Annotated in this window: 20 protein-coding genes; 3 read left to right on the top strand and 17 right to left on the bottom strand. The window is 60.2% G+C overall.

Annotated features, from left to right (window positions below; genetic code table 11):
- Positions 1 to 114: 114 nt before the first annotated feature.
- Both ABEG21_RS21310 and ABEG21_RS21305 read right to left on the bottom strand, forming a co-directional pair.
- A complete protein-coding gene (locus ABEG21_RS21310) occupies positions 115 to 834 on the bottom strand; it encodes an alpha/beta fold hydrolase (RefSeq protein WP_347557407.1) in 720 nt (239 codons plus the stop codon).
- Positions 835 to 1,218: 384 nt separating this feature from the next.
- Entirely contained in the window at positions 1,219 to 1,917 is a 699-nt protein-coding gene (locus tag ABEG21_RS21305) for a GntR family transcriptional regulator (RefSeq protein WP_347557406.1), read from the bottom strand.
- A 323-nt stretch (positions 1,918 to 2,240) separates the two neighbouring features.
- Between ABEG21_RS21305 and ABEG21_RS21300 the strand changes: the two genes are divergently transcribed.
- On the top strand, positions 2,241 to 3,524 hold the full coding sequence (locus ABEG21_RS21300) for a glucarate dehydratase family protein (RefSeq protein ID WP_347557405.1): 1,284 nt from the start codon (positions 2,241 to 2,243) through the stop codon (positions 3,522 to 3,524).
- 34 nt (positions 3,525 to 3,558) lie between these two features.
- On the opposite strand, the gene ABEG21_RS21295 is transcribed toward ABEG21_RS21300, so the two are convergent.
- Complete coding sequence (locus ABEG21_RS21295; RefSeq protein ID WP_347557404.1) at positions 3,559 to 4,617, bottom strand: NADP-dependent oxidoreductase; 1,059 nt, start codon at positions 4,615 to 4,617, stop codon at positions 3,559 to 3,561.
- A 127-nt stretch (positions 4,618 to 4,744) separates the two neighbouring features.
- Here ABEG21_RS21295 and ABEG21_RS21290 point away from each other — a divergent pair, with 127 nt between their 5' ends.
- The gene (locus tag ABEG21_RS21290) at positions 4,745 to 5,653 is read left to right on the top strand and encodes a LysR substrate-binding domain-containing protein (RefSeq protein WP_347557403.1); all 909 of its coding nucleotides are present in this window, start codon (positions 4,745 to 4,747) and stop codon (positions 5,651 to 5,653) included.
- A gap of 22 nt (positions 5,654 to 5,675) precedes the next feature.
- On the opposite strand, the gene ABEG21_RS21285 is transcribed toward ABEG21_RS21290, so the two are convergent.
- The 8 genes from ABEG21_RS21285 to ABEG21_RS21250 all read right to left on the bottom strand — a co-directional run bounded on the left by ABEG21_RS21285 (position 5,676) and on the right by ABEG21_RS21250 (position 11,933).
- The gene (locus tag ABEG21_RS21285) at positions 5,676 to 7,079 is read right to left on the bottom strand and encodes a formimidoylglutamate deiminase (RefSeq protein WP_347558106.1); all 1,404 of its coding nucleotides are present in this window, start codon (positions 7,077 to 7,079) and stop codon (positions 5,676 to 5,678) included.
- 2 nt (positions 7,080 to 7,081) lie between these two features.
- A complete protein-coding gene (locus ABEG21_RS21280; protein WP_347557402.1) occupies positions 7,082 to 7,759 on the bottom strand; it encodes a HutD family protein in 678 nt (225 codons plus the stop codon).
- A gap of 27 nt (positions 7,760 to 7,786) precedes the next feature.
- Positions 7,787 to 8,539, bottom strand: coding sequence for an amino acid ABC transporter ATP-binding protein (locus ABEG21_RS21275; protein ID WP_347557401.1), 753 nt, complete (start codon positions 8,537 to 8,539; stop codon positions 7,787 to 7,789).
- Entirely contained in the window at positions 8,536 to 9,204 is a 669-nt protein-coding gene (locus tag ABEG21_RS21270; protein ID WP_347557400.1) for an amino acid ABC transporter permease, read from the bottom strand. The genes ABEG21_RS21275 and ABEG21_RS21270 overlap by 4 nt, the downstream gene beginning before the upstream one ends.
- Before the next feature lie 73 nt (positions 9,205 to 9,277).
- Positions 9,278 to 10,057, bottom strand: coding sequence for a transporter substrate-binding domain-containing protein (locus ABEG21_RS21265; RefSeq protein WP_347557398.1), 780 nt, complete (start codon positions 10,055 to 10,057; stop codon positions 9,278 to 9,280).
- 35 nt (positions 10,058 to 10,092) lie between these two features.
- Positions 10,093 to 10,875 (bottom strand): IclR family transcriptional regulator, encoded by a 783-nt coding sequence (locus ABEG21_RS21260; RefSeq protein ID WP_347557397.1) that lies wholly within the window; start codon positions 10,873 to 10,875, stop codon positions 10,093 to 10,095.
- Positions 10,876 to 10,993: 118 nt separating this feature from the next.
- Complete coding sequence (locus ABEG21_RS21255; protein WP_347557396.1) at positions 10,994 to 11,497, bottom strand: DMT family transporter; 504 nt, start codon at positions 11,495 to 11,497, stop codon at positions 10,994 to 10,996.
- A gap of 10 nt (positions 11,498 to 11,507) precedes the next feature.
- The gene (locus tag ABEG21_RS21250) at positions 11,508 to 11,933 is read right to left on the bottom strand and encodes a DMT family transporter (protein ID WP_347557395.1); all 426 of its coding nucleotides are present in this window, start codon (positions 11,931 to 11,933) and stop codon (positions 11,508 to 11,510) included.
- 92 nt (positions 11,934 to 12,025) lie between these two features.
- Here ABEG21_RS21250 and ABEG21_RS21245 point away from each other — a divergent pair, with 92 nt between their 5' ends.
- Positions 12,026 to 12,949, top strand: a complete 924-nt coding sequence (locus ABEG21_RS21245) for a LysR family transcriptional regulator (RefSeq protein ID WP_347557394.1) — start codon at positions 12,026 to 12,028, stop codon at positions 12,947 to 12,949.
- A gap of 35 nt (positions 12,950 to 12,984) precedes the next feature.
- Here ABEG21_RS21245 and ABEG21_RS21240 read toward each other — a convergent pair whose 3' ends face one another.
- The 6 genes from ABEG21_RS21240 to ABEG21_RS21215 all read right to left on the bottom strand — a co-directional run bounded on the left by ABEG21_RS21240 (position 12,985) and on the right by ABEG21_RS21215 (position 20,344).
- Positions 12,985 to 13,947, bottom strand: a complete 963-nt coding sequence (locus tag ABEG21_RS21240; protein ID WP_347557393.1) for an LLM class oxidoreductase — start codon at positions 13,945 to 13,947, stop codon at positions 12,985 to 12,987.
- A 284-nt stretch (positions 13,948 to 14,231) separates the two neighbouring features.
- Entirely contained in the window at positions 14,232 to 16,607 is a 2,376-nt protein-coding gene (locus ABEG21_RS21235) for a TonB-dependent receptor (RefSeq protein ID WP_347557392.1), read from the bottom strand.
- Positions 16,608 to 16,800: 193 nt separating this feature from the next.
- Complete coding sequence (locus ABEG21_RS21230) at positions 16,801 to 17,589, bottom strand: DUF4105 domain-containing protein (RefSeq protein WP_347557391.1); 789 nt, start codon at positions 17,587 to 17,589, stop codon at positions 16,801 to 16,803.
- Positions 17,586 to 18,155: a hypothetical protein gene (locus tag ABEG21_RS21225; protein WP_347557390.1), complete on the bottom strand. Its 570-nt coding sequence runs from the start codon at positions 18,153 to 18,155 to the stop codon at positions 17,586 to 17,588. The genes ABEG21_RS21230 and ABEG21_RS21225 overlap by 4 nt, the downstream gene beginning before the upstream one ends.
- A gap of 12 nt (positions 18,156 to 18,167) precedes the next feature.
- Positions 18,168 to 19,445, bottom strand: a complete 1,278-nt coding sequence (locus ABEG21_RS21220; protein WP_347557389.1) for an MFS transporter — start codon at positions 19,443 to 19,445, stop codon at positions 18,168 to 18,170.
- A complete protein-coding gene (locus tag ABEG21_RS21215; protein WP_347557388.1) occupies positions 19,442 to 20,344 on the bottom strand; it encodes a hypothetical protein in 903 nt (300 codons plus the stop codon). The genes ABEG21_RS21220 and ABEG21_RS21215 overlap by 4 nt, the downstream gene beginning before the upstream one ends.
- Positions 20,345 to 20,637: the final 293 nt, after the last annotated feature.

Below are 20,637 nucleotides of genomic sequence, written 5' to 3'. Positions count from 1 at the left end.
GCGAATCGGGTCGGTACGCCGGTTTTGCAGCGTACGATCCGAGAAGGCTAGATAGAGCGTGCGCTCGCGCGCAACGCCGGCAGCTTTCGCTCCGGCGTCCGTCGCGTGTAGGGGTCAACGGTCTCCTTGCTGGAGATAGTGTGTGATCAGATTGCGCACGCGGCTATCGTTCATGATCCATGTATGGTTTGTTGGTAGCACGTGGCGCGTATCGACGCCGCGCAAATAGGTGCGTGCGACCGCTACTTTTCCGTCGTGGGATCCTTCGAACCATCGATTGAACCAGGGATCCATGCTGCGGCTTCCGGCTATGATGCAAAGCGCCGCCTCAGACCCCCAGCCGGGCAAAGCATTGACCCAGCTTGTTGGTGCAGTGCTCAATTGCATGGCCGCCGGCCCCATGCAGCGCCGAAACCACGCATACCGTCCCAAGCGATCGATCACTTCGCTGCCTCGATTCGGCGGGGCAAGCATGACTACCCGGCTGCGCGATGGCAGATGCCGGAATTGCATCCAATGACGGAGCAGAATTCCACCCATCGAATGGGTCACGATGTGCACGGCCGTTCCTTGTATCGATGCCTCGTCGAGTGCTCGCGACAGGGCGGGGTCGATCCATTGGCGGACGAGTTCCGGAATATCGCAGCGCGTCGACGGGTAAGCGATCGCGATAGGGCGGTAACCTGCTTGCCCCAAACTTCGACGCAAGCTCCGCCAACAGCCGGCAGTACGGCCGAGTCCGTGGATAAGCACGACGATGGCAGGCGCGGTAACAGGGACGCGACCGCGCGCCGCGCCGCGCTCGGCTGCGTCCACATTGGATCGGTGGTTCATGGCAGTCGCTTAGGAATGGATCGAGATAGCCCGGATTTCAGTCATCGCTATGTCCAGCCGCTACGCGGGCAGCAATGCGCCGGCACTTTGCCGACACGTCGTGAACGCGCGATATCTGGCACCGGGCACAACGCATCGGATAGTCGCAGAAAGCGGAATGCGTTGCTGATCGATATCCCAAAGGGTGTGGCCGTGATACCGGTGGTATCGATATCCGATACGCAAGACGGAACAGAAAGCCAAACCGCCACGCTCCCGCTTTCGTAAAAACGTGCGAAACCGAAAAAATCGAAACGGGGTGCGTCAGCGGTTGGCGCCCATGTATGCGTCGATTGCCGCCACGGCGAACGCATCGACTGTCAACGCGATCGCGCGACGCATCGCTCAACCCAGCAGATAATCCGGATAGCGCGCGCGGATGTCGGTGATGCGGCTGAGCGTGCCCCCTAGATGGCGACGCAGCGCGTGCTGCGCCTGTGTTGCATCCCCGTGTCTGATCGCGTCCAAGATTGCCGCATGGTCCTCGATGACCGTTTGCATTTTGCCGGGCGTGGGCACATGCAAATAGCGCAGCCGATCCAGATGCCCGCTTTGCCGGCGTACCAGCGGAAATAAGTCCGGCACCGCCGCTGCGTCATACATCGTGGCGTGGAAGGCCTGATCGGCGGCGACGAACGCCCCGTGATCCAAGCGGGCGGCATGCAGACGTTGATCCTCGATCGTTCTATCGAGCTTGCCCAGCAATGCCGCGTCTGGCGCCCCCGCCAGCGTGGCGACCACTTCCAGCTCGATCGCCAATCTCAGAAAGTGCGCTTGATGCGCCAGTGCGATATCGATCGGTCTTACGATCGTGGCGTGCTGCGGAAAAACATCGACGAGCTTTTCCTCGGCCAAGCGCAGCAATGCTTCGCGAACCGGCGTCTGACTGACCCCGAACTCCGCTGCCAGTTCAACGCGCGACAGCGACATGCCCGGCGGGAACCGCAGGTCGATGATGCGTTCGCGCAGATGCTCGAACACCTGCGGCGATGCGTGACGCGAGCGGTCCAATTGCACGGGGGGCGGGGCGAATACGCGATTCATAAGCTGAACGATGTCGGGAAGCTTTTCTGACGAAGGGAACGGGGCCGTGCGTGACGGCAAGGCGTCGCCGCTCATGATAAACGGATCGCGCGCATGCCCGACGACTCCGCGTATACCCGATTTCCCTTTTCGCAAGTAAAACACTAATATATTAGTGTTTTACAGAAAATGCTAGCCATTCAACCCACACCGCGTAATGGCAAACCGGAAACCGGGGTGCGCATTGGATGACGCCAGCGCAATACGAAGGCGTAATGTTCATCGGCGAAGCGATAGGGCAGGCGCCGATAGCCCCTTTCTCCGCATTCTTTCAGGAGCAACAGATGAAGATCAAACGGGTCGTTGTCACGCCGATCGCGTTCAAGGACGCGCCTTTGCTGAATGCCACCGGCATCCATGAGCCCTATGCGTTGCGCTCGATTATTCAAGTCGAGACCGATAGCGGCATCGTCGGCCTGGGCGAGAGCTACGGTGACGCACCGGTGCTGAAAGTGCTCGATCGTGTGAAAAGCGAATTGGTCGGGCTCGATCCTTTCGATACGAACGGCTTGCGTGCCCGGGTGATCGCCGCGGTGAAAGCGATGCAGCAGGACGGTACCGCCGCGAAAGGCGGTGCGGAATTGGCGCCCGGTTCGCACCCGAGCAAACAGATCGCCAATGCGTACTCGGCATTCGAAGTGGCATTTCTCGATGTGCAGGCACGGCATCTGAATGCGCCGCTCGTCGACCTGCTAGGAGGCGCCGTGCGGCAGGAAGTGCCTTTCAGTGCCTATCTCTTTTTTAAGTATGCCGAGCATATCGATGCGCCGTACAAAGCGGATCGATGGGGCGAAGCGTTGTCGGAGACACAGATCGTGGCGCAGGCGCGGCGCATGATCGATGAGAATGGCTTCAAGAGCATCAAGCTCAAGGCGGGTGCGCTCGAGCCGGAGCATGAAATCGACTGCATCAAAGCGTTGAAAAAGGCTTTCCCGGAAGCCCCATTACGGATCGATCCCAACGGCAACTGGTCGATCGAGACCGCGGTGCGCATGGCAGAACGCGTAGGCGATGCACTTGAGTATTATGAAGATCCGAGTCCTGGTCTCGAAGGGATGGCCGAAGTCCATCGTCGCACCGGTTTGCCGCTGGCGACCAATATGGTCGTCACCGATTTCGATGAATTCCGTCGGAGCGTCGCACTGAACAGCGTGCAGATCGTCCTGGCCGATCACCATTACTGGGGCGGCCTGCGCGATACGCAGATCCTCTCAAAAATGTGCGACGTCTTCGGCGTCGGCGTCTCGATGCATTCGAATTCGCATTTGGGCATCAGCCTGATGGCGATGTCGCACGTCGCGGCAGCGGTGCCGAACTTGTCGTATGCCTGCGATACGCACTATCCATGGCAGGAGGCGGACGAGGAAGTGATTCGCGGCGGCAAACTGCCGATCGTCAACGGGTGCGTACGCATCACCGATGCGCCCGGGCTCGGTGTCGAACTCGATCATGCGCAGCTCGAGAAACTGCACGAATTATACAAATCGATCGATATCCGACAGCGCGACGATGTGCGCCAGATGCGCAAATACAAGCCCGATTGGCAGACCGTCAAGCCGCGCTTCTAGGGCTTGCGTAAGGGCGACATCGTCGCGCCCTGCATCATGCGCGACTATCTTCGCTGTCGCTGCCATTGCTGCTGTCCGTCACGGTGAGGACGATCTTGCCGCGTATATGCCCCTTGGAGGCGCGTTCGTGGGCTTGATCGGCATGTTGAAGCGGGAACGCGCTGTCGATCGCCACGCGGATCGTTCCTGCTTGCAACAACGGGGCGATCTCCGCCAATTGCGCGCCCGACGAGCGGACTTGGGTCGTGGATACGATACAGCCGAGCGCCGCAGCTTCTTCCGCGCCATTAAAGCCAAGCGGAAATACCGGAAACAATGCGCCGCCGCGTTTGAGTGTTCTCAGAAAGCGTCCGGTGGTGGGGCCGCCGACTGCGTCGAGAACGAGATCGATGTCACGAAAACGGTCCTCGGGGGCCGTCTTCGTGTAATCGACGAATGCGTCCGCGCCCAGGTCGCGCAGAAAGGCTTCGTGTTCGCCGGATGCCACCGCGATCACGTGCGCGCCTTGCCATTTAGCGATCTGCACCGCAAAGTGCCCGACGCCGCCGGCCGCGCCATTGACCAGCACGGTCTTGCCCTGGAGCGGTATCGGTTCATGCTGCTGGGGCTGAAGCGCGTTTTGTTCGTCATGGCCTAGGGCGATCAGGAACTGCCACGCGGTGAGCAGCGACATCGGCGCGCCTGCGGCATGTCGGTGATCGATCCCGGCCGGCTTGCGTGCCACTTCCGTTGCCGGGACGGCGACGTATTCGGCGTACGCCTTGCTCTGTGCGTTGAGGCCGCCGGGGAACCGCACCATCGCGTAGACGGCATCGCCCGCGGCAAACGTGTCCACGTCGCTGGCGACGTCCACGACGATCCCAGAAATATCGGTGCCCGGTATTACGGGAAACGAGACGGTCGGGCGCCACTCCGGCGCGAGTGCCTTGAAGCCGTCCCGTAGATACCAGTCAGGTGGATTCAAACCAACCGCATGCACCCGTACCAGAACTTCACCGGGCAGGATCGTCGGCATCGGCGCGTCCTCGTATTGCAATACGTCCGGGCCGCCGAAGCGATGTTGTCGTACGGCTTTCATGGTGTCTTGTTTCATCGCGCTTTCTCGCAGTGTGCATCGTTCGGTCTGACGATCGATAACACGATCGATCAGGGAGGTTCACACTGTACAGACTGGAAAATCGGTTGATAATGGGGGCTGATTTCGTTTTACTCATGCCACCATGGAACAAATTGCTTTAGAGCGGCTGACTGGACTGATCGCGTTCGCGCGCGCCGGATCGATGGGCAGTTACACGGCTGCCGCGCGGTCGCTGGCCGTTTCGCCGTCGGCGATCAGTAAAAGCGTGCAGCGCTTGGAGCAGCGGCTTGGCGTGGCACTTTTCACGCGCACGACACGCTCGCTGACGCTGACGCCAGAGGGGCGCGATTTGCACGAGCGAGCGCTGAGGCTGCTGCGCGATGCGGAAGAGATCGAGCAGATCGCGATCACCGCGCGTTCCGAGCCCTCGGGAACCTTGCGTATCGCCGCTTCACTGCCGATCGGTATTCACCTGATCGCGCCGGCGTTGCCGGCGTTCCGTCGACGTTATCCCAAAGTGATGGTCGACCTGCGGCTAAATGATCAGCGGGTCGACATCGTCGACGAGGGGATCGATATCGCGGTCCGTATCGGCGATCTCGCCGATTCACGATTGCTGTCGCGGCGGCTGACGTCGCTGCGCATTGGCGCCTTCGCTTCGCCCGCGTACCTCGCCGCACGCGGGACGCCCCTGCATCCCGATGCGTTGGACGGTCACGAGACCGTCAACTTGCGCTATCAGAGCAATGGGCAGCTGTATCGCTGGCCTTTTAAATTGGGAAAACGCGTCATCGACATCGTGCCGCCCGCAGGCATTGTCGTGGATGTCAGCGAGGCGGTCGTGGCGACGCTGGTGGCCGGCGGCGGCATCGGCATGAGCGCAAGCTTGATTGCCGCGCCCTATGTCGCCCGTGGCGAGCTGGTGCCGATTCTCGCCGACTATGCCGTCGAACAGCACGACATCACCGCCGTCTGGCCCGAGAGCCGCAAGGCGAATCCGGCCGTTCGCGCATTTCTGGCGCTATTGCAAGAAATCGCGGGGGATCGGTGATCCCGCGTCCGCCGACGTCCCTTCAGCGGTCCAACAAACGCTTCAGGCTGGCGCGATAGTCGCTGCGAGCCTGCGTTTCAGTGACGTGTCGTCCCTCGCGAATCACCCATTGCCCAGCCACCATGACATCGCGGACGGGATTGCCACCGTGCTCCGCGAATACCACACTCGATAGCCAGGACTCGGACGTGTGTCCGGCGATCGCATCGTGTTCCGGATCCAAGACCAACAAGTCGGCCAAATTCCCGACACGTAGTTGCCCGACCGGTCGACCTGTCGCCTGACCCCCGCCAGCGACTGCGGCGTCGAACAATCGATCTGCCACCGCGGGTTCGTGTTCGGCGGCAAGGACATTGCGCTGGCGGCGCGTCAAGCGCTGGCCGTATTCCAGCAACCGTAATTCAGATCGCCAGTCCACGGCAATATGGCTGTCCGAGCCGATCCCGAATACGCCGCCTGCTTGCAGAAAGTCCTGCGTCGGAAAAATGCCGTCGCCCAGATTGGCTTCGGTGGTCAGGCAGAGCCCGGCAACCGCATTGCTATGCGCCAACGCCAGCACTTCGGCGTCGTCGACATGCGTGGCGTGCACTAAACACCAGCGTGCATCGACCGGTGCGTGATCGAACAGCCAGGCAACCGGGCGCTGACCGTATGCGGCGACACACGCCTCCACTTCCGCCGTTTGTTCGGCGATATGAATATGCACCGGCGCATCGGGGCTGACGCGATGCAGTCCGTCGATGACGTTGGCAAGCGAGGTATCGGAGACGGCGCGCAAGGAATGCGGCGCGACGCCGTATTGTCGCAGCGCGGAGTGCGGGAACGTGCCACGCAGGCTGCCGAGCATGGCAAGCAATTCATCCGGGGACTGGATAAAGCGCCGTTGGCCCGGACTCGGCGGTGCGCTGCCGAAGCCGCCGTATTGATACAGCACGGGAAGGGCGGTGATGCCGATACCGGTATCCGCTGCCGCTTGCACCGTGCGTGCAACCATCTCCGCGGGATTCGCGTAGCGCTGTCCGTCCGGGGCATGATGGACGTAATGGAACTCGCAGACCGAGGTATAGCCGCTTTTCAGCATCTCGATATACAGCCACTGTGCGATGGCGCTCAGATCATCGGGCGCGATCCGTGTGGCGAAGCGGTACATCAGGTCGCGCCAGCTCCAGAAGCTGTCGGCCGACGTCGCACGGTATTCCGTCAAGCCGGCCATGGCGCGCTGAAAGGCGTGAGAGTGCAGATTGGCCACGCCCGGCAACACCGGACCGGCTGCTGTCGCGACACCGTCGGGACAGGCGCTGTCCGGCGTGATGTCGGTGAGGAGGCCGTGCGCATCCCAGGTCAGAAGCACATCGCTGCGCCAGCGGCCATCGATGCGGGCGAAGGGCGCGAACAATCGCGAGGTCGGCGGTAAAGCAGCGTGCATCGTCATGCGACTCCTCGGTCGGTTTGGGGGAGCGGCCGAGACGAGGTCGAGACGGTCGCGGTCGCGGTCGTTACGGTGATCCGCGCGCAAATCAACACCGCGTCGGCATCGATTGGTTCGAACGTCAGTGGCGTGGCCGTCTTGATATCACGCAGAATCAGCGTGTCTCCCGCGTCCAAGCGCGCCGCTCCCAGGCAATGGCTTCCGGTCGCGGCGAAGAATACCGCGCTACCGGGCGCGATGCGCAAGTCGGCCGCCAGACGTAACACGTCCACCTGCCCCGTGACGGCGCCGCGTCGCCACATCAGATTGAAATCGCGCGTCGGTCCAGTCGGCAAGGCCGACGTGATGCCGGTTTCGCCGGCAAACCGAAGGGTGTCCCAGCGATGCAAGAGATGGTGTTGCCCGTTCGCGTGCGCCGTTTCAGCGAGGACCATCGCGTCGCCCTCGATGACGGTCAGACTACGATCGACTTCCGGAAACGTGGAAAATGCGCCCGGTTTCGTGATATCGGCGATGCTGACACGCCATTCGAAGTCGTCGACCGCAGCGCCTGGCGGATGGGTGGCGATTTCCCGAGTGATGCCGCCGCCGTTGCGCCAGGCCTGGGGCATAAGGTCGGCATGGCGGATCACGATGCAACTTGCTGCTCCGACGTCGAATGACGGGTTGGCTGTCATGGATGGATATTTCTCGGACAGTGCGCTTCAATTGCGCGAGAGCACGGCTTGCAGGAAGGCTTGCGTCCGTGCCTGCGTCGGCGCCGAGAAAATCTGCTCGGGCGGGCCGGCCTCGACGATCACGCCGCCATCCATCACCACCACGACATCGGCGACCTCACGCGCGAAAGCCATTTCGTGCGTGACCACCACCATCGTGGTGCCTTCGCTGGCGAGCACTTTCATGACCTGAAGGACTTCTCCGACCAATTCCGGATCGAGCGCGGAAGTGGGTTCGTCGAACAGCATGACCCGCGGTTGCATTGCCAAGGCGCGGGCGATGGCGACACGTTGTTTCTGGCCGCCGGACAGGCTGGCAGGCATCGCGTGCGCTTTATGCGCGAGCCCCACTTTTTCCAGCAATACCATGGCCACGGCGTCGGCCTCGGCTGCCGTTCGTCCGCGCAGCATGCGGGGGCCCACGGTGATATTTCGCAACACCGACAGATGCGGGAACAGATTGAACGATTGGAATACCATTCCGACATCGGCACGCAATGCATTCAGCTTGCGCTCGCCGATCATATTTCCGCCATCGACGAGCCGCTGCCCGCAAATATCGATCGTGCCGCCCTCGGCTTGTTCCAGGCCATTGCAGCAACGCAGAAAGGTACTTTTGCCGGAGCCGCTCGGACCGATGACGACCACGACCTGGCTTTCCTGGATATCCAGATCGATGCCGGCCAGCACGGTATGCGCGCCATACGATTTACGCAGCCCACGGATTTCAACGATATTCATTGCACCATTCCTCCAGCGCGCAGGCGCCGCTCGGCGCGGTGCAGTAAATAGCTGGTTAGCTGGGTCATACACAGGTACATCACGGCGATCACCAGATAGACTTCGAGCGAGCGGTACGAGACGCTGATGATTTTCTCGCCTTCGTGCATCAGATCGTCGATAGTCAGCAAGGAGACGAGCGCCGAGTTTTTGATCAGGGCGATGAATTCATTGCCTAGCGGCGGGATCATGCGGACGACCGCCTGCGGCAGAATGATCGCGCGCATGGCCTGCCCCGACGACATGCCGATCGAGCGCGCCGCTTCCATCTGACCGCGCTCGACGGAATGGATCGCGCCGCGTACGACTTCCGAGACGTAGGCGGCGGAATACAAGCCCAGACCGAGCATGCCGCAGACGAAGGCGGGCAAGGTAATGCCGAACTGCGGCAAGCCGAAGAACAACAGAAACAACTGCACCAGCAGCGGCGTGCCGCGGAAGAACGTCAGATAGGCGGTACAGAAGCCGTAGATCAGTGGCCGTGTACGAGACAGACGCCCGATCCCGATCAGCAGACCCAATGCGCAGCTGAGCAACAAGGCCGCCGCAGTGACCTCGATCGTCACCAGTGCACCGTGCAAAAGATCGGTCCAACCCGCGAAGACGGGAGAGAAATCAAGTTTCATGGGAGCAGAGTGGCGGATGAACGGTGGGCTCGCGACGACGCGCGGGCATACGGCCGGTTGCAGATGTCTCGCATTACTTCGTTGCAGGCGTCGCGCTCGGGTTCGCCGGGAACCACTTCTGAACGATGGCCGCATACGTGCCGTCGGCCTTGATCTTCGCCAATGCCGTGTTCAAGGCGGTGCGCAATTCCGGCTCGTCCTTGCGCACGGCGATGCCATAGGCTTCGGTCGTCAAGGCATCATCCAATACGCGGAAGCCAGGGCGCGTACGCACGAACTGGAAGGCTGCCGGTTTTCCGGTGACGGCTGCATCGACGCGGCCGATCCCGACGAGGTCGAACATTTCCTGGTTTTTTTCCACTTCCACGGTACTGATCTTCGGATAGTTGTCGTGGAGGTAGCTGACCGACTTCGTGCCGACTTGAACCGAGACCTTTTTGCCGTTCAGTTCCGCGAGGGTTTTAACCGGCGAGTCCTGCTTGACGAGGGCCACCAGGCCGCCTGCGAAATAGCTGTCGGTCAGATCGACGACCTTTGCGCGTTCCGGCGTGATGTAGATGGCGGAAATCGCCACGTCGAAACGTTGGGCGATCAGACCGGGAATCAGGCCCTTAAAATCGATATCCGTCCACTGCACTTGCTTCCCCATGGCCTTGGCGAGCGCATTCATGATGTCGATATCGAAGCCCTTACGTACGCCGCTTTCCGTGTATTCCATCGGCGCGAAGGTCGCGTCGGTGGCCACGCGCAGCGTCGCGCTGCTTTGTGCGAAGACGGGCGCGGCGGCAAACGCGGTGAATGCGGTGGTTGCCAACGTCAAGCAGGCAAGGGAAAGGAATTTCTGCAGTTTCATGCGGGTGCTCCTGGGATCGATAAGGGGGGCGCGATTTATTCTACGTGGAGACGATTGGTGATCAATCGGGCGCTGCGAAGGGTCTGCGCAGTAAACGCGGACTCACGTCCGATGGCGCGGGTAGACGGCGCCATCAGCGTGATCGCTGCGCAGCAAAGCATTGCGCGACCCGCGCGACGGAAAAGGGGCGCGCTGACACCCCAGACACCGGGATCTACTTCGCTTTCGCTGATAGCAAAGCCATCCTTGCGGATAGCGTCGAGTTGCGCTTCCAGTCTGGCGCGGCCGACGGCATCGTCGGCGAACAGGCGATCCAAGGTCTCGGTGCGTGGACGATCCGCCATGAAGGCGAGCAGGCATTTCGCCGATGCCCCAGCGCTCAGCGGCACCGCACGCCCTTTTTCAAAAGAGCAGCGCAGCGAGTAGTCGCTGTCGACCATGTCGAGGCAGATGAGTTGATCGTTGACGGCGACCACGAGGCCGATACTCTCGTGAGATGCTCGCGCGAGTTGCGCCATTTCCTCGCGACTCGCTTCCACGAGGAGGGAGTTGACGTCGAAACCGAGCGCCAATTGCAGGCTGACGGGACCTGGGGCATAGAATCCGGCGTTTTCCGAGACAAAGCCCCATCGCTTCAACAGTGCAATCTGGCGATACAGCGTGCTCTGCGCGAGACCCGTGACCGCCAGTAAATCCTTGGCGGTCATCGCGTCGCCATGGCTCGCGAGCGCGGCAAGCACTTGCAAGACACGTTCGGCACCGGTGATGGAAGGGGAAGCAGTCACGATTCGATCGCTTATGGACAATGGCGCCAGCATGCCATGTCATTCCCCCATTTCAAAAATACGTTTCCCATATGATGGGAATCAGCTTGGTATTTTTGCGCTGAGCGCTTTTGTGTGCCCCGTCCCACACAGGCGGAGTGTCGCGGTGGGTTTATTCGCCCGCGCTTGCCAAGGCGGCGCCGTTGCCTGCGGACTGTCGTTCCGCGGCGGCGCGGACGGTATTGCTCTTGTAGATCAGTGCCAACGCGACGGCCAACAACACCACCGCGCCAATACGGCTGCTACCGAGCGGGATCACGTGATTGCCCAGCCAGCCGAAGTTATCGATCAGCAAGCTCATCAGCAACTGGCCGCTGATCACCGCGACGGTTGCCGCAGCGGTGCCGATCCGCGGCATCGCGAACACGATGACGATCATGTAGATCACACCGAAGAAGGAGCCGGTGACTTGCCAGCGCGGTACGGTCAGCAAATTCAGCGCGTGATGCGGTTCGGTATAAAAAGAGATGATGAACATCACCAGCGCCCCCAGCGTGAAAGTCAGCCAAGCGCTTTCCAGAACACCGACACGGCTGCCCAATCCGCCATTGATGGCAGACTGCGCACAAAGGACCGCGCCACTTAGAACGACTACCACCAGCATTAAGATGAACATGACGAAACCTTTAATGAATGAGCCACAACGCGACGAGGATTGCGGCCAACGCCGCAAGTCGATAGCGATCGACGGCGCGACGGGACGCACCTAGCCATCCTTGATGATCGATGATCAGACTTGCCGCAACCTGACCGAACAAGATCCCTACCATCGTGAGGCCCACGCCGATGTGCGGAGTGGCCAGCGTCAGGGCAAGCACGTAGATCGGACCGAGTAAGCCACCCGCGAGCATCCATCGCGGCTGAGAGAAAAGGGCGCCCAGTTTGGGACGGCTGAATATCAAGCCAAACGTGAGGAGCAGGGATCCCATACCAAAAATCCCCAGCGTCGCCCACCCTTCACCCACTTCCGCACCAAGGGGGCCGAGCAAACCCGCTTCGACGGAGAGTCCCATCCCCGCCATAACCACCAGCGGTATCAATAAGAGATTCATGTTTTCTTTCCTAAAAAAGCCATGCTAGACACGTGCTGCATTTGGAACAATTGGGATAGAATGGAAATCACTAATGCAATTACAGCAACTTCATGCAAATCAAGGCATTGCGTTTCTTCATCCACGTTGCCAAGACGAGCAGCTTCGTCGAAACCGCACGATTCTTCGGTGTGCCGGCATCGTCGGTGTCGCGGCATATCGCGGCATTGGAGGAAGATATTGGGCAGCGCTTGCTGTTCCGCCATACGCGGGCCGTCCGGCTGACCGATGCCGGTGAGCGGTACTATCTTCAGGTGCGAGAAGCGTTGGAGCTGCTGGACGCGGCGACGGAAATCGCCGCCGACAAGGATGTCGCGCCCAAGGGGCTAGTCAGAATCAACGCGCCGGTCGCGTTGGGACGCTTGCATATCGCGCCGTTGATCAACGAATTTCAGCAGCGCTATCCCGCCGTCACGGTGGAGCTGGTACTGACCGACGCCTTCGTCGATCCGGTGCAGGAGGGCGCCGATATCACGGTCCGCGTTGGCAAGCTCGCCGATTCGGGACTTGTTGCACGGAGTCTGGGCGCGCAACAGTATCTGGTCTGTGCCAGTCCCGCCTACCTGGCGCGCGCGGGCAAGCCGGATACGCCGGACGATTTATTCAAGCACAATTGCCTGGCATACAAAGGCCATTTAGGGATGCAGCGGTGGTATTTTCGGCGCTCCGATCAAGAGCGCTATGTCCCCTACGAGATCAGCGGCAACCTGCAGAGCAATAACGCCGAGCTGCTGGTTGCAGCCGCGTTGAAAGGGCAGGGCATCGTGCTGTTTCCCAGCTGGCTTTATGCGGCGGACGCTTTTCGCAAAAAGAAGCTGGTTTGCCTGTTGTCGGAGTGGCAGGCATCGGTCGTCGCGGATCCTGCCGATATCCATCTCGTGTTCCCGGAAAGCCGGTTACGATCGCGCAAGGTCAAACTGCTTTCCGACTTCATCATGGAGCGCGTCGGTTCGCCGCCGTACTGGGAAATCACATAGCGTGCGGCTGCCCGAGCCGACTCCGCGACGGTGCATTACACGGATACGTGTGTCGGGAATAGCGGCAGAATGTGCGTGCCCATCTCGTCGAGCACGTCTTCCGCGGGGCGCTGCGAGGGCTTCAGATTCAGCACGACATGATTGACGCCAACGTGTTCCTGGCGCTTCCACAGTTCGATCAGCGCATGCCGGCCGCCGCGCAGGATCTGCCCCGGTTCGATCGGCGCGTCAGGGTCTTTCAATAGATCGAACCACGTGCCATAGCCGTACGGTTTAAAGCCGCGCGAGGCGGTCAGCGCGCGCCATTGCGGCACCACATAGTCCAACTTGGTCGCGTCGCGTCCGTGCCAGATCCAGCCGTCCATATGTTCGGCGATCCATTCCTTCGTCTGGCCTGCACGACCGATGCTGATAAGCGGCAAAAACGGCGAGGACGGTTTCGGCACGAGGTCGATCGCGCCGACAAGCTCGCCGTAATGTTGTGTGGCGTGAACCGGGAAGTCGTCGGTCAAGACGGTGCGCGTCAAACGGATGGCCTCTCTATACCGCTCGGCGCGATTGTCGAAATCTTCACCAAAGGCAGGATATTCCACCGGCCTATCGCCGGATGCCATACCGGGAATAAAACGTCCGCCCGTCATATTGTCCAGCGTGGCGATTTGTTTCGCCGTTGCAATCGGTTCCCGAAGCGGCACGACAATGCCGGCCGTACCGATGGCCATGTTCCGGGTAATCGCCGCCAGCCAGCCGGCGTAGACAAACGGATCGAGCACCTGACCGACGTCGCCGAAGCTTGGGTCGTAAAACGGCACGTCCCGGAGCCAATACCCTGCAATACCGATATCGTCGGCGTGTTTGATCACCGCTTCGTGATTGCGCAGCGTGGGGCCAGGTGTGTCGGGATAGGGTTCCAGCGGCGCAATGAAGCCAATGGTCAGACGGTTTTCAGCAAAGATACGTCGAAAGCCTGCATGCTGCGTCGGGTCATTTGTCTGCATCGTAAACCTCGGTACATGCCACGTGTTCGGACGAAGGTCGCCGGCCATCGTACTCGGCGACGGCCAGGCGTTCGTGTCTATCATCTCTCTCCAGGATCATGCTAGAGAGTTGCCGAACAAAGGACAATGCGCGCGAGCCGGAAATCACTAATGCTTTTTTAGCATCTCGATATCTTTCATAGGGTTAAGTCGGTTCGGTGCCAAACGGCCGCGCCACCCGATGCGCCGTTATGATAGCGGCGACGTCATTTGCAACGGCAATCGGGCACTCGGCGAAGCGAACGTCAGAAGTCGATCGTCGAGGTCAACGTAAAGGTGCGATCGAGTCCGATACCCAACTGGCTGGAACCAGCCGACGCCCAATAATGACGGTTCAACGCGTTGTCCACGTTCAATTGGAACGATGCATGTTTGCGGAACAGGGTCGTTTGATAACGGATACCGGCACTGAACAGCGTATAGCCACCGATGAAGGCTTGGTTCGCATCGTTGATTGGTCGCGCGCTGATGAAATACGCTCCGCCGTTTAACGACAAGCCATTCACATACGGCACCTTGTAATTCGCAAAGGCGCTGGCGGTGAACTTCGGTGTATCCTCGGGCCGCTTCCCATTCGTGCTCGCATCGGCCGCGTCCTCCAAGCGTGCGTGTAGGTAGGTGCCGCTCAGTACCAGAGAAAGCCGCTTCGTGACGTCGCCTTGGAAGGCGAATTCGATGCCGCGATACTGGCCCATGCCGCTGAGCCCGTAGTAACCGGACGCATCGGTGCTGGCGGCCGGCTGGCGTAGATTGAACAATGCGACCGTCAGCAAGGCGTCGCCGGGCAGCCGTTGCTTGACACCCAACTCTTCCTGGCGGCTGACTGCCGCCGGCAACGATTGGTAGGCGTTTGTCGCGGTAGCGGGTGCGCTGCCTGGCGATTCCAGGCCTTCGACATAACTGGCATAAATGCTCGTCGAGGGCGTCGCCTTATAAAGCAGGCTGGCCGTTGGCGAGGTACGTGTCACCGATTGCTCCGGCGTGCCGTATTGCGTCTCGTGATATCGCGAATATCGAACGCCTGGCGTCAGCTCCCAGCGCGGCGACAGGGCGATGCGATCGTAAAGATAGACGCCTTGTGTCTGGATATGATCCGCGTAAAACGCTTTCGGCGTGCCGGATGCTTTCAAGGACGCGCTGACATCGATCGGATTGTAGAGATTCTGGTTCGCCGTATAGTAGTACGTCGTGAACGACGGCTGGTACTGCCAGTTCTCTTGTACGCCGACGGTCAAATCATGCGACACCGGTCCCGTCTTGAAAAGACCGTTGACCTCGGCACGAATATCTTGATTTTCGTAACGCTGCCCGTTTTGCACGCTCTCTTGTAGCTGTCCCGCACCAGTGTTGACGTTGTAATTGCGGAATATCCAAAGCCGGCGATTGCGTTGCGTAATGGATTGGCCTATCGCAAAATTGGCCGACCAATTGTCCGAAATCAGATAATCGGCACGCAATAGTTGCGCCGTGGCTGTCGAGGTCGTGTACTGATTGTTGGGCACCAGCAGTTTCGACGCGTTTGGCAGGCCCGGCAGGGAAATGACGCCATTGACGGCAGTCAGCGGCGTAATGCCTGCTTGCTCCACGACCTTTTGATTGATATTTTCGAGATCGTACTTCAGCGACAGCTTATTGTTGACCTTCCAGTCGGCAGCCACGCTGACGAACTTGCGATAGCCGCGGTCCCCGTCGATAGGCGTCTCGACGTGCTCGTCCATCGCGTTGACGCGCAGCCCGAACTGCTGATCCTTGCCGAAACGGCGTGCGATGTCGGCTTTGACGCCAACGGAGCCGTGACTGTCGACAACCGTTCCGATGGTAGTCACCGGCATGTCTCCCGCCCGCTTCATGACCATGTTCACGACGCCGGCGGGGACGGTGAAGCCATAGTAAAGCGCAGTTGCCCCTTTCAATACTTCGACGCGCTCCTTATCCTCCATCGGCATCCAGATGTTATTGTCGAACGGCAACACGCCATCGAGGAAATAACTGGCGCGGTTATCCGGCGCGATGCCGCGAATGGCCAATTGGTCGTACCCGATGCCGCTCAATTGCTGCCGATACACGCCGGGCGTGTTGCGTAGCGCATCGTATAGACCGGTTGCGGCTTGCGCTTGCAGGACGGCCGACGTGACGACGTTGATCGTCGCCGGCGTGTCGATGGCGTCAAGGCCTTTGTACTGTCCCGTTTGCACGGTTTTTGCGACAAACGTGTTTTGCTTCTCTGCTTGGGACGTGCCTTTCACCGAGACTGCGGAGAGGCCGCTGGTTTCCACGAGCGCCGACGTATCGGATGTCGTCGTTTTACCGCCTGTATTTGCTTCGGTGCGACTGTCCGCTGCGGATTGCGGGCGATCGACGACCGTCGCGCCGGCGCCGTTATCGCTGGTCTGTGCATGCGCGAGCGAAGATCCCAGCAAGCCCAACGTGATCAGGCAGTGCAGCGATAACGTCGTCCGACGCGGGGCGAAAGGCCGTTGGCCTCGCTGTAGGCGCTGTCGTCCGGACAGGGAGGCGGGAGACTGCGACGATACCCGGGCGGGGCGCGAAATAAAACCGGACGTGGCGTCGGAAACCACGGTGTCGATGCCAGACGAGGCAGGTCGCGTTACGGTACGCATGTATTGATTTTTGAGATAAATAGCGGTGGTCAGAGCGATCCATCGGCGAAGACGGAGCACAATCCTGTAATGCGAATCGTTCTCATTTATACAGTAACTATTCTCAAAAAGCAAATTCAACAATAAAATCAATACGTTAAATTTTTTTAATGAAACTTCGGTAAGGTTGGGCGCCGCGGTCAGGTGGCCCCGCTCAGGCGGCGGAACGCTTGATGGGTTGCCTGATCGCTCGGGAGAAGGCGTCATCGATTACGGCATCGGGCGAACGATGGATCAGGCTTGCGCGTTTCAACTCCTCGAAGGGCGTGTGCCGATCGAGCAAGGCCATGCGGTAACCGTACGCATCGGCATGGCCACTTAACAAGATTCGCCAGTCGTAGCGAAAATGCGGTGCCACGGCCCGCACATGTCGCAAGATATTCGTGGTGCAGTTGTTGAACAGCGTGTGGTAATACTCGGGTTGCACGTTTAATTCGTTCAAGCGCGCAAGGTAATCGATAAAGAGCTTCCGCGCCGTACCGCTCGTGACATCCCCCCGGTACAAACAGACGCGCTCCCGCCGAACATCGGTGCGGACGCCGATCAGGTCGGCTTCATCGGCCACCACATACATCAGGTCGTAGTTCGGCCAAAAGCCTTTCCACGTCGAATAATGCTGACCTTCACGGCGGCGCGTTTCGATGGAAATGGAAAGATAGGTGCCGTCGGCGAACCCAAAACTGACGAAGACGTGGGCGATGGATTCACCGGCCCAGCGCGACACCACCAAATCCACGCTTTCCAGCAGGTCCACGTCATAGACCGCATCGAACCAGCTCGCCGTATAGTCGTCGCGGCTCCGATAGCGGAAGCGCCGGACATTGTCGATCCGCACACGGTGCGCGTCGAGCCAATGCGCCGACGCGGTGCGCGCGTATTCGGGAACCCAGGGTCGCGTCGGTTCGCTACGGCGGCGAAACACAGCGTGCAGCGCGCGCTTCACACATCGCTCCAGTGAAACTGTGCGATGAATGCCACTTGGATCGCCAGGTTCAAGGAGACGAAGGCGGCGTGAAAGAGCCGGTTGCGCGTGCGCATTGCGATCAGGCAAGCCAGCGCGACAAAGGCAGTCTTGACCCAGTACAGATCGCCGAGTTTGGCGAGGTGCAATTCGCCTTTGATAAACGAGTCGCCGATATCGCTCACGCAGCCCAATAACAGCAAGCCGAAAAACCAGACGCGACGCGACAGGAAATAGTCTTCGAACCCGGTGTAATCGGTCAGTGAGTCCGGGAACAACATCGCGCACATCAGGTAAATGATGAAAGCGTAGAAGACCAGATACAGATAGATGCCGAAGGTCCAGGCGGGAATCTCTCTTAATGAAAACTCCCACCACCAGAATTGCAGGATATAGAGGATCGTCGATGCGACCCACGCCATATGCACCGGATAGATCGTCTTGCGCGACGGATGCTGGATGATCGACGACAGGCCCTTGAGCATATGCGTCAGACCCAGACTGACGATCATCCCCATGATGATACGGACGTGGGTAAACTTTTCCATTGCGCTTCTGTCCTAATGGACCCGTCGATGTTGGCGCCGCTGACGTAGTGCCAACGCGACCAGGCCCATCCAACGCAAGGGCGGCGGGTTCGTGACGATGCGCAGTGCCCGCGCGTAGTCGAGCGTCAGACCCGGCGTCCAGGCCATCGTCGTCGCGCGATGCCGGATCTGCCCGGCGATCCAGAGTTCCGGAACGATGAGCAGGCGCAACGCGTCGCGCCAGCTACCAGTGCGATAGGCGATGCCTTCCAGCGCCGCTTCCGCGGCGTCCGAGACCGTGCTCGAGCAGTTTCGACTGGTCAGGTTATAAATAGGGACGCGTTTATAGTCATCCGCGAAGGCCTGCAGTTTTTCGGGAAAATACTGCGTGAAGGAAATGCGTGTGGTCGACTCGCACCAGCTCGCTGCTTCCTCCGGATAGCTGGGGAGGTAGCGGCCTTTGACGTCGTTGGATGCGTCCGCCCGAAGCAGGCGTGCGAACTCGTCCGGGGAGCGATCGATCTCGACCGCCGGGTAGAGACTCAGGTACAGGCTGCCCGCTTCCAGCGCCGCGTGTCCGGTCGAAATGACGCCTTTCGCGTCGACCGCGGCAATGTAGCGATCGACCACCGGCCGTCGCACGCCGCCGCCCTTGGACGAGCCCACTGGTGTCCATACGTGAATCACCATCGGCGCGGCAGGTGCGGCTGTAGTGGCTGGCGCAGGGTTCACCGCGGCCGCGCTTGGCGGCGCGACGAATGGCGATCGACGCAGGCGCAGATAGAGCCAGAGCATCCGGCATCCGCTCAGTGCCATCCACGTGCCGATGCAATACGGCACCGTGCCGTGGTAATGCGTCGGATAGGGCTGGAAGAAGACGACGGCCAGAAACAGGCTCAATGCACCCAGCGCCATCGTCGATCGCCAGTGACGATAGCGCACCAACCATGCGGCGGCGATCAACAGGACACCTTCCAGCAGAAAGCCGACGCCGAATAGCATGGCCAACAGGAAATCAGTATAACGATGATGTGCAATGACGAGGGCGCCGATCGCGACACCGATCACCCCTTTGACCAAGCGGAAACGCGACTGCAAGGATAGGCCGCTACGGGCCAGCACGATCGCGGTGATACCCTCCGCGACGAGCAACATCCCGAAAATCTGCAAAGGAAACCACAGCACGCCGTCCAGTGCATCGACGGTCACGAACGCGCCGATCGCGAGCCACACGACACTGAGTGCCAGCATTTTCGACAGATGTCGTGCCGCGTACCGCGGGCCCAAGAGGCGCAAAAGCAGATAGATCATCGGGCGACTCCCTTCGTGTCGTGTGCGTGCATATGTGTCGCTGGTGGAGACTGGACTGCGGCAGTGTTCGGCGCGTCGATTGCGTTGGCCGTCGTAGCAGCGGTCACGGCGGTCGTCATGGCGACGTCCGAAACCTCGTCGTCGCCAAGCAAGGCAAACTGCTCGCTTGCCGCCATGCGACGTCGCAAGCAGAGCTGCAGCGCTTCGATCGCACGATGATGGCGCTCCTGCATGTCGCGTAGCAGCGGCTGTTCACGCTGCGCCGCGCCACCGCGGGCCTTAAGGCGTTCCAGTTCGATACGCGCTCGGCGTTCGTCCGCCAGGAGCGCCGTGACCAGACTGTCGCCCTGGCTGCGCTGATCGATCAGCCTGACGAAGGACGCGACGTTCTCCAGCGACAGGAACCGCGACTTCTCGCGGATCGCCAAAGCACGGTTCCAGATGGACACGGCAATCGCGGCCGTCCATACGAACACGTTTGCCGGGACGATCCAGCCAGGAAGTGGCAGCGTGTGCGTGGCTTCGCGTAGCCAGCTTTGATGCGCTGTGGTCGAAAGCTGTGCGAGATCACTCGCACCCAAATAGGCATCTTCGAGCAAATGATGCCGCGCGACTTCGAGGTCGACACCCTTTGCCGCCAGCAGAATGGCAACGACGAACAGGACGATGCCGGCGACGAAGATGTTCTGGCGATGTTCGCCTTCGTAGATCGAGCCGATGGCCTCGCGCAAGGAGTCCAGCATCAACACGGACGCCACGATCGGCAGTTCCGCGCTGCCGAGAAAATTCACGATGCCGTGGTTGCCACCGACTTGCGCATGCAGCATCACCAGTACCGCGGTGACGAAGACAGTCAAGACGACACCACCGACGGCGTCGGCGAGTACGGCTTTTTTCATCGTCTTTATTCGAACGTTCGTTTTACATCCCCATAATGGCAAGATCGGCTGATATCGAGATAGCCTGGCTATATCGCCGGCGTCTACCGACGCTGCCCGTTTGCAGTAAAACAGAGGGGAAACTGGTGAAATTAACGGCCGACATCGCGCAAACTTGAGGGTGTTTCACGTTATTGCGTTGCAACGTGCCGGACAATCGATCGCGTTGCCGCCTCTCTCTCCCAGCCGTCGCCTCTCCACGCGGCGAGCCACTCGATCTCCACTGCAGCCTGCAAGCGCGGCAAGACTCTAGT

This window comes from Robbsia sp. KACC 23696 (assembly GCF_039852015.1).
Taxonomy (GTDB): domain Bacteria; phylum Pseudomonadota; class Gammaproteobacteria; order Burkholderiales; family Burkholderiaceae; genus Robbsia.
The sequence above is the reverse complement of the archived record's forward strand: the minus strand, read 5'-3'. Positions and strand labels throughout refer to the sequence as shown.

Coding starts and splice junctions, on each gene's coding strand:
- ABEG21_RS21280 (WP_347557402.1), bottom strand. CDS start 7,759: ATGACAGCCAACCCGTCATTCGACGTCGGAGCAGCAAGTTGCATCGTG.
- ABEG21_RS21270 (WP_347557400.1), bottom strand. CDS start 9,204: ATGAAACTTGATTTCTCTCCCGTCTTCGCGGGTTGGACCGATCTTTTG.
- ABEG21_RS21285 (WP_347558106.1), bottom strand. CDS start 7,079: ATGCACGCTGCTTTACCGCCGACCTCGCGATTGTTCGCGCCCTTCGCC.
- ABEG21_RS21250 (WP_347557395.1), bottom strand. CDS start 11,933: ATGAATCTCTTATTGATACCGCTGGTGGTTATGGCGGGGATGGGACTC.
- ABEG21_RS21245 (WP_347557394.1), top strand. CDS start 12,026: ATGCAAATCAAGGCATTGCGTTTCTTCATCCACGTTGCCAAGACGAGC.
- ABEG21_RS21255 (WP_347557396.1), bottom strand. CDS start 11,497: ATGTTCATCTTAATGCTGGTGGTAGTCGTTCTAAGTGGCGCGGTCCTT.
- ABEG21_RS21265 (WP_347557398.1), bottom strand. CDS start 10,057: ATGAAACTGCAGAAATTCCTTTCCCTTGCCTGCTTGACGTTGGCAACC.
- ABEG21_RS21225 (WP_347557390.1), bottom strand. CDS start 18,155: ATGGAAAAGTTTACCCACGTCCGTATCATCATGGGGATGATCGTCAGT.
- ABEG21_RS21240 (WP_347557393.1), bottom strand. CDS start 13,947: ATGCAGACAAATGACCCGACGCAGCATGCAGGCTTTCGACGTATCTTT.
- ABEG21_RS21215 (WP_347557388.1), bottom strand. CDS start 20,344: ATGAAAAAAGCCGTACTCGCCGACGCCGTCGGTGGTGTCGTCTTGACT.
- ABEG21_RS21305 (WP_347557406.1), bottom strand. CDS start 1,917: ATGAATCGCGTATTCGCCCCGCCCCCCGTGCAATTGGACCGCTCGCGT.
- ABEG21_RS21260 (WP_347557397.1), bottom strand. CDS start 10,875: ATGCTGGCGCCATTGTCCATAAGCGATCGAATCGTGACTGCTTCCCCT.
- ABEG21_RS21295 (WP_347557404.1), bottom strand. CDS start 4,617: ATGAAACAAGACACCATGAAAGCCGTACGACAACATCGCTTCGGCGGC.
- ABEG21_RS21290 (WP_347557403.1), top strand. CDS start 4,745: ATGGAACAAATTGCTTTAGAGCGGCTGACTGGACTGATCGCGTTCGCG.
- ABEG21_RS21220 (WP_347557389.1), bottom strand. CDS start 19,445: ATGATCTATCTGCTTTTGCGCCTCTTGGGCCCGCGGTACGCGGCACGA.
- ABEG21_RS21275 (WP_347557401.1), bottom strand. CDS start 8,539: ATGAATATCGTTGAAATCCGTGGGCTGCGTAAATCGTATGGCGCGCAT.
- ABEG21_RS21310 (WP_347557407.1), bottom strand. CDS start 834: ATGAACCACCGATCCAATGTGGACGCAGCCGAGCGCGGCGCGGCGCGC.
- ABEG21_RS21235 (WP_347557392.1), bottom strand. CDS start 16,607: ATGCGTACCGTAACGCGACCTGCCTCGTCTGGCATCGACACCGTGGTT.
- ABEG21_RS21300 (WP_347557405.1), top strand. CDS start 2,241: ATGAAGATCAAACGGGTCGTTGTCACGCCGATCGCGTTCAAGGACGCG.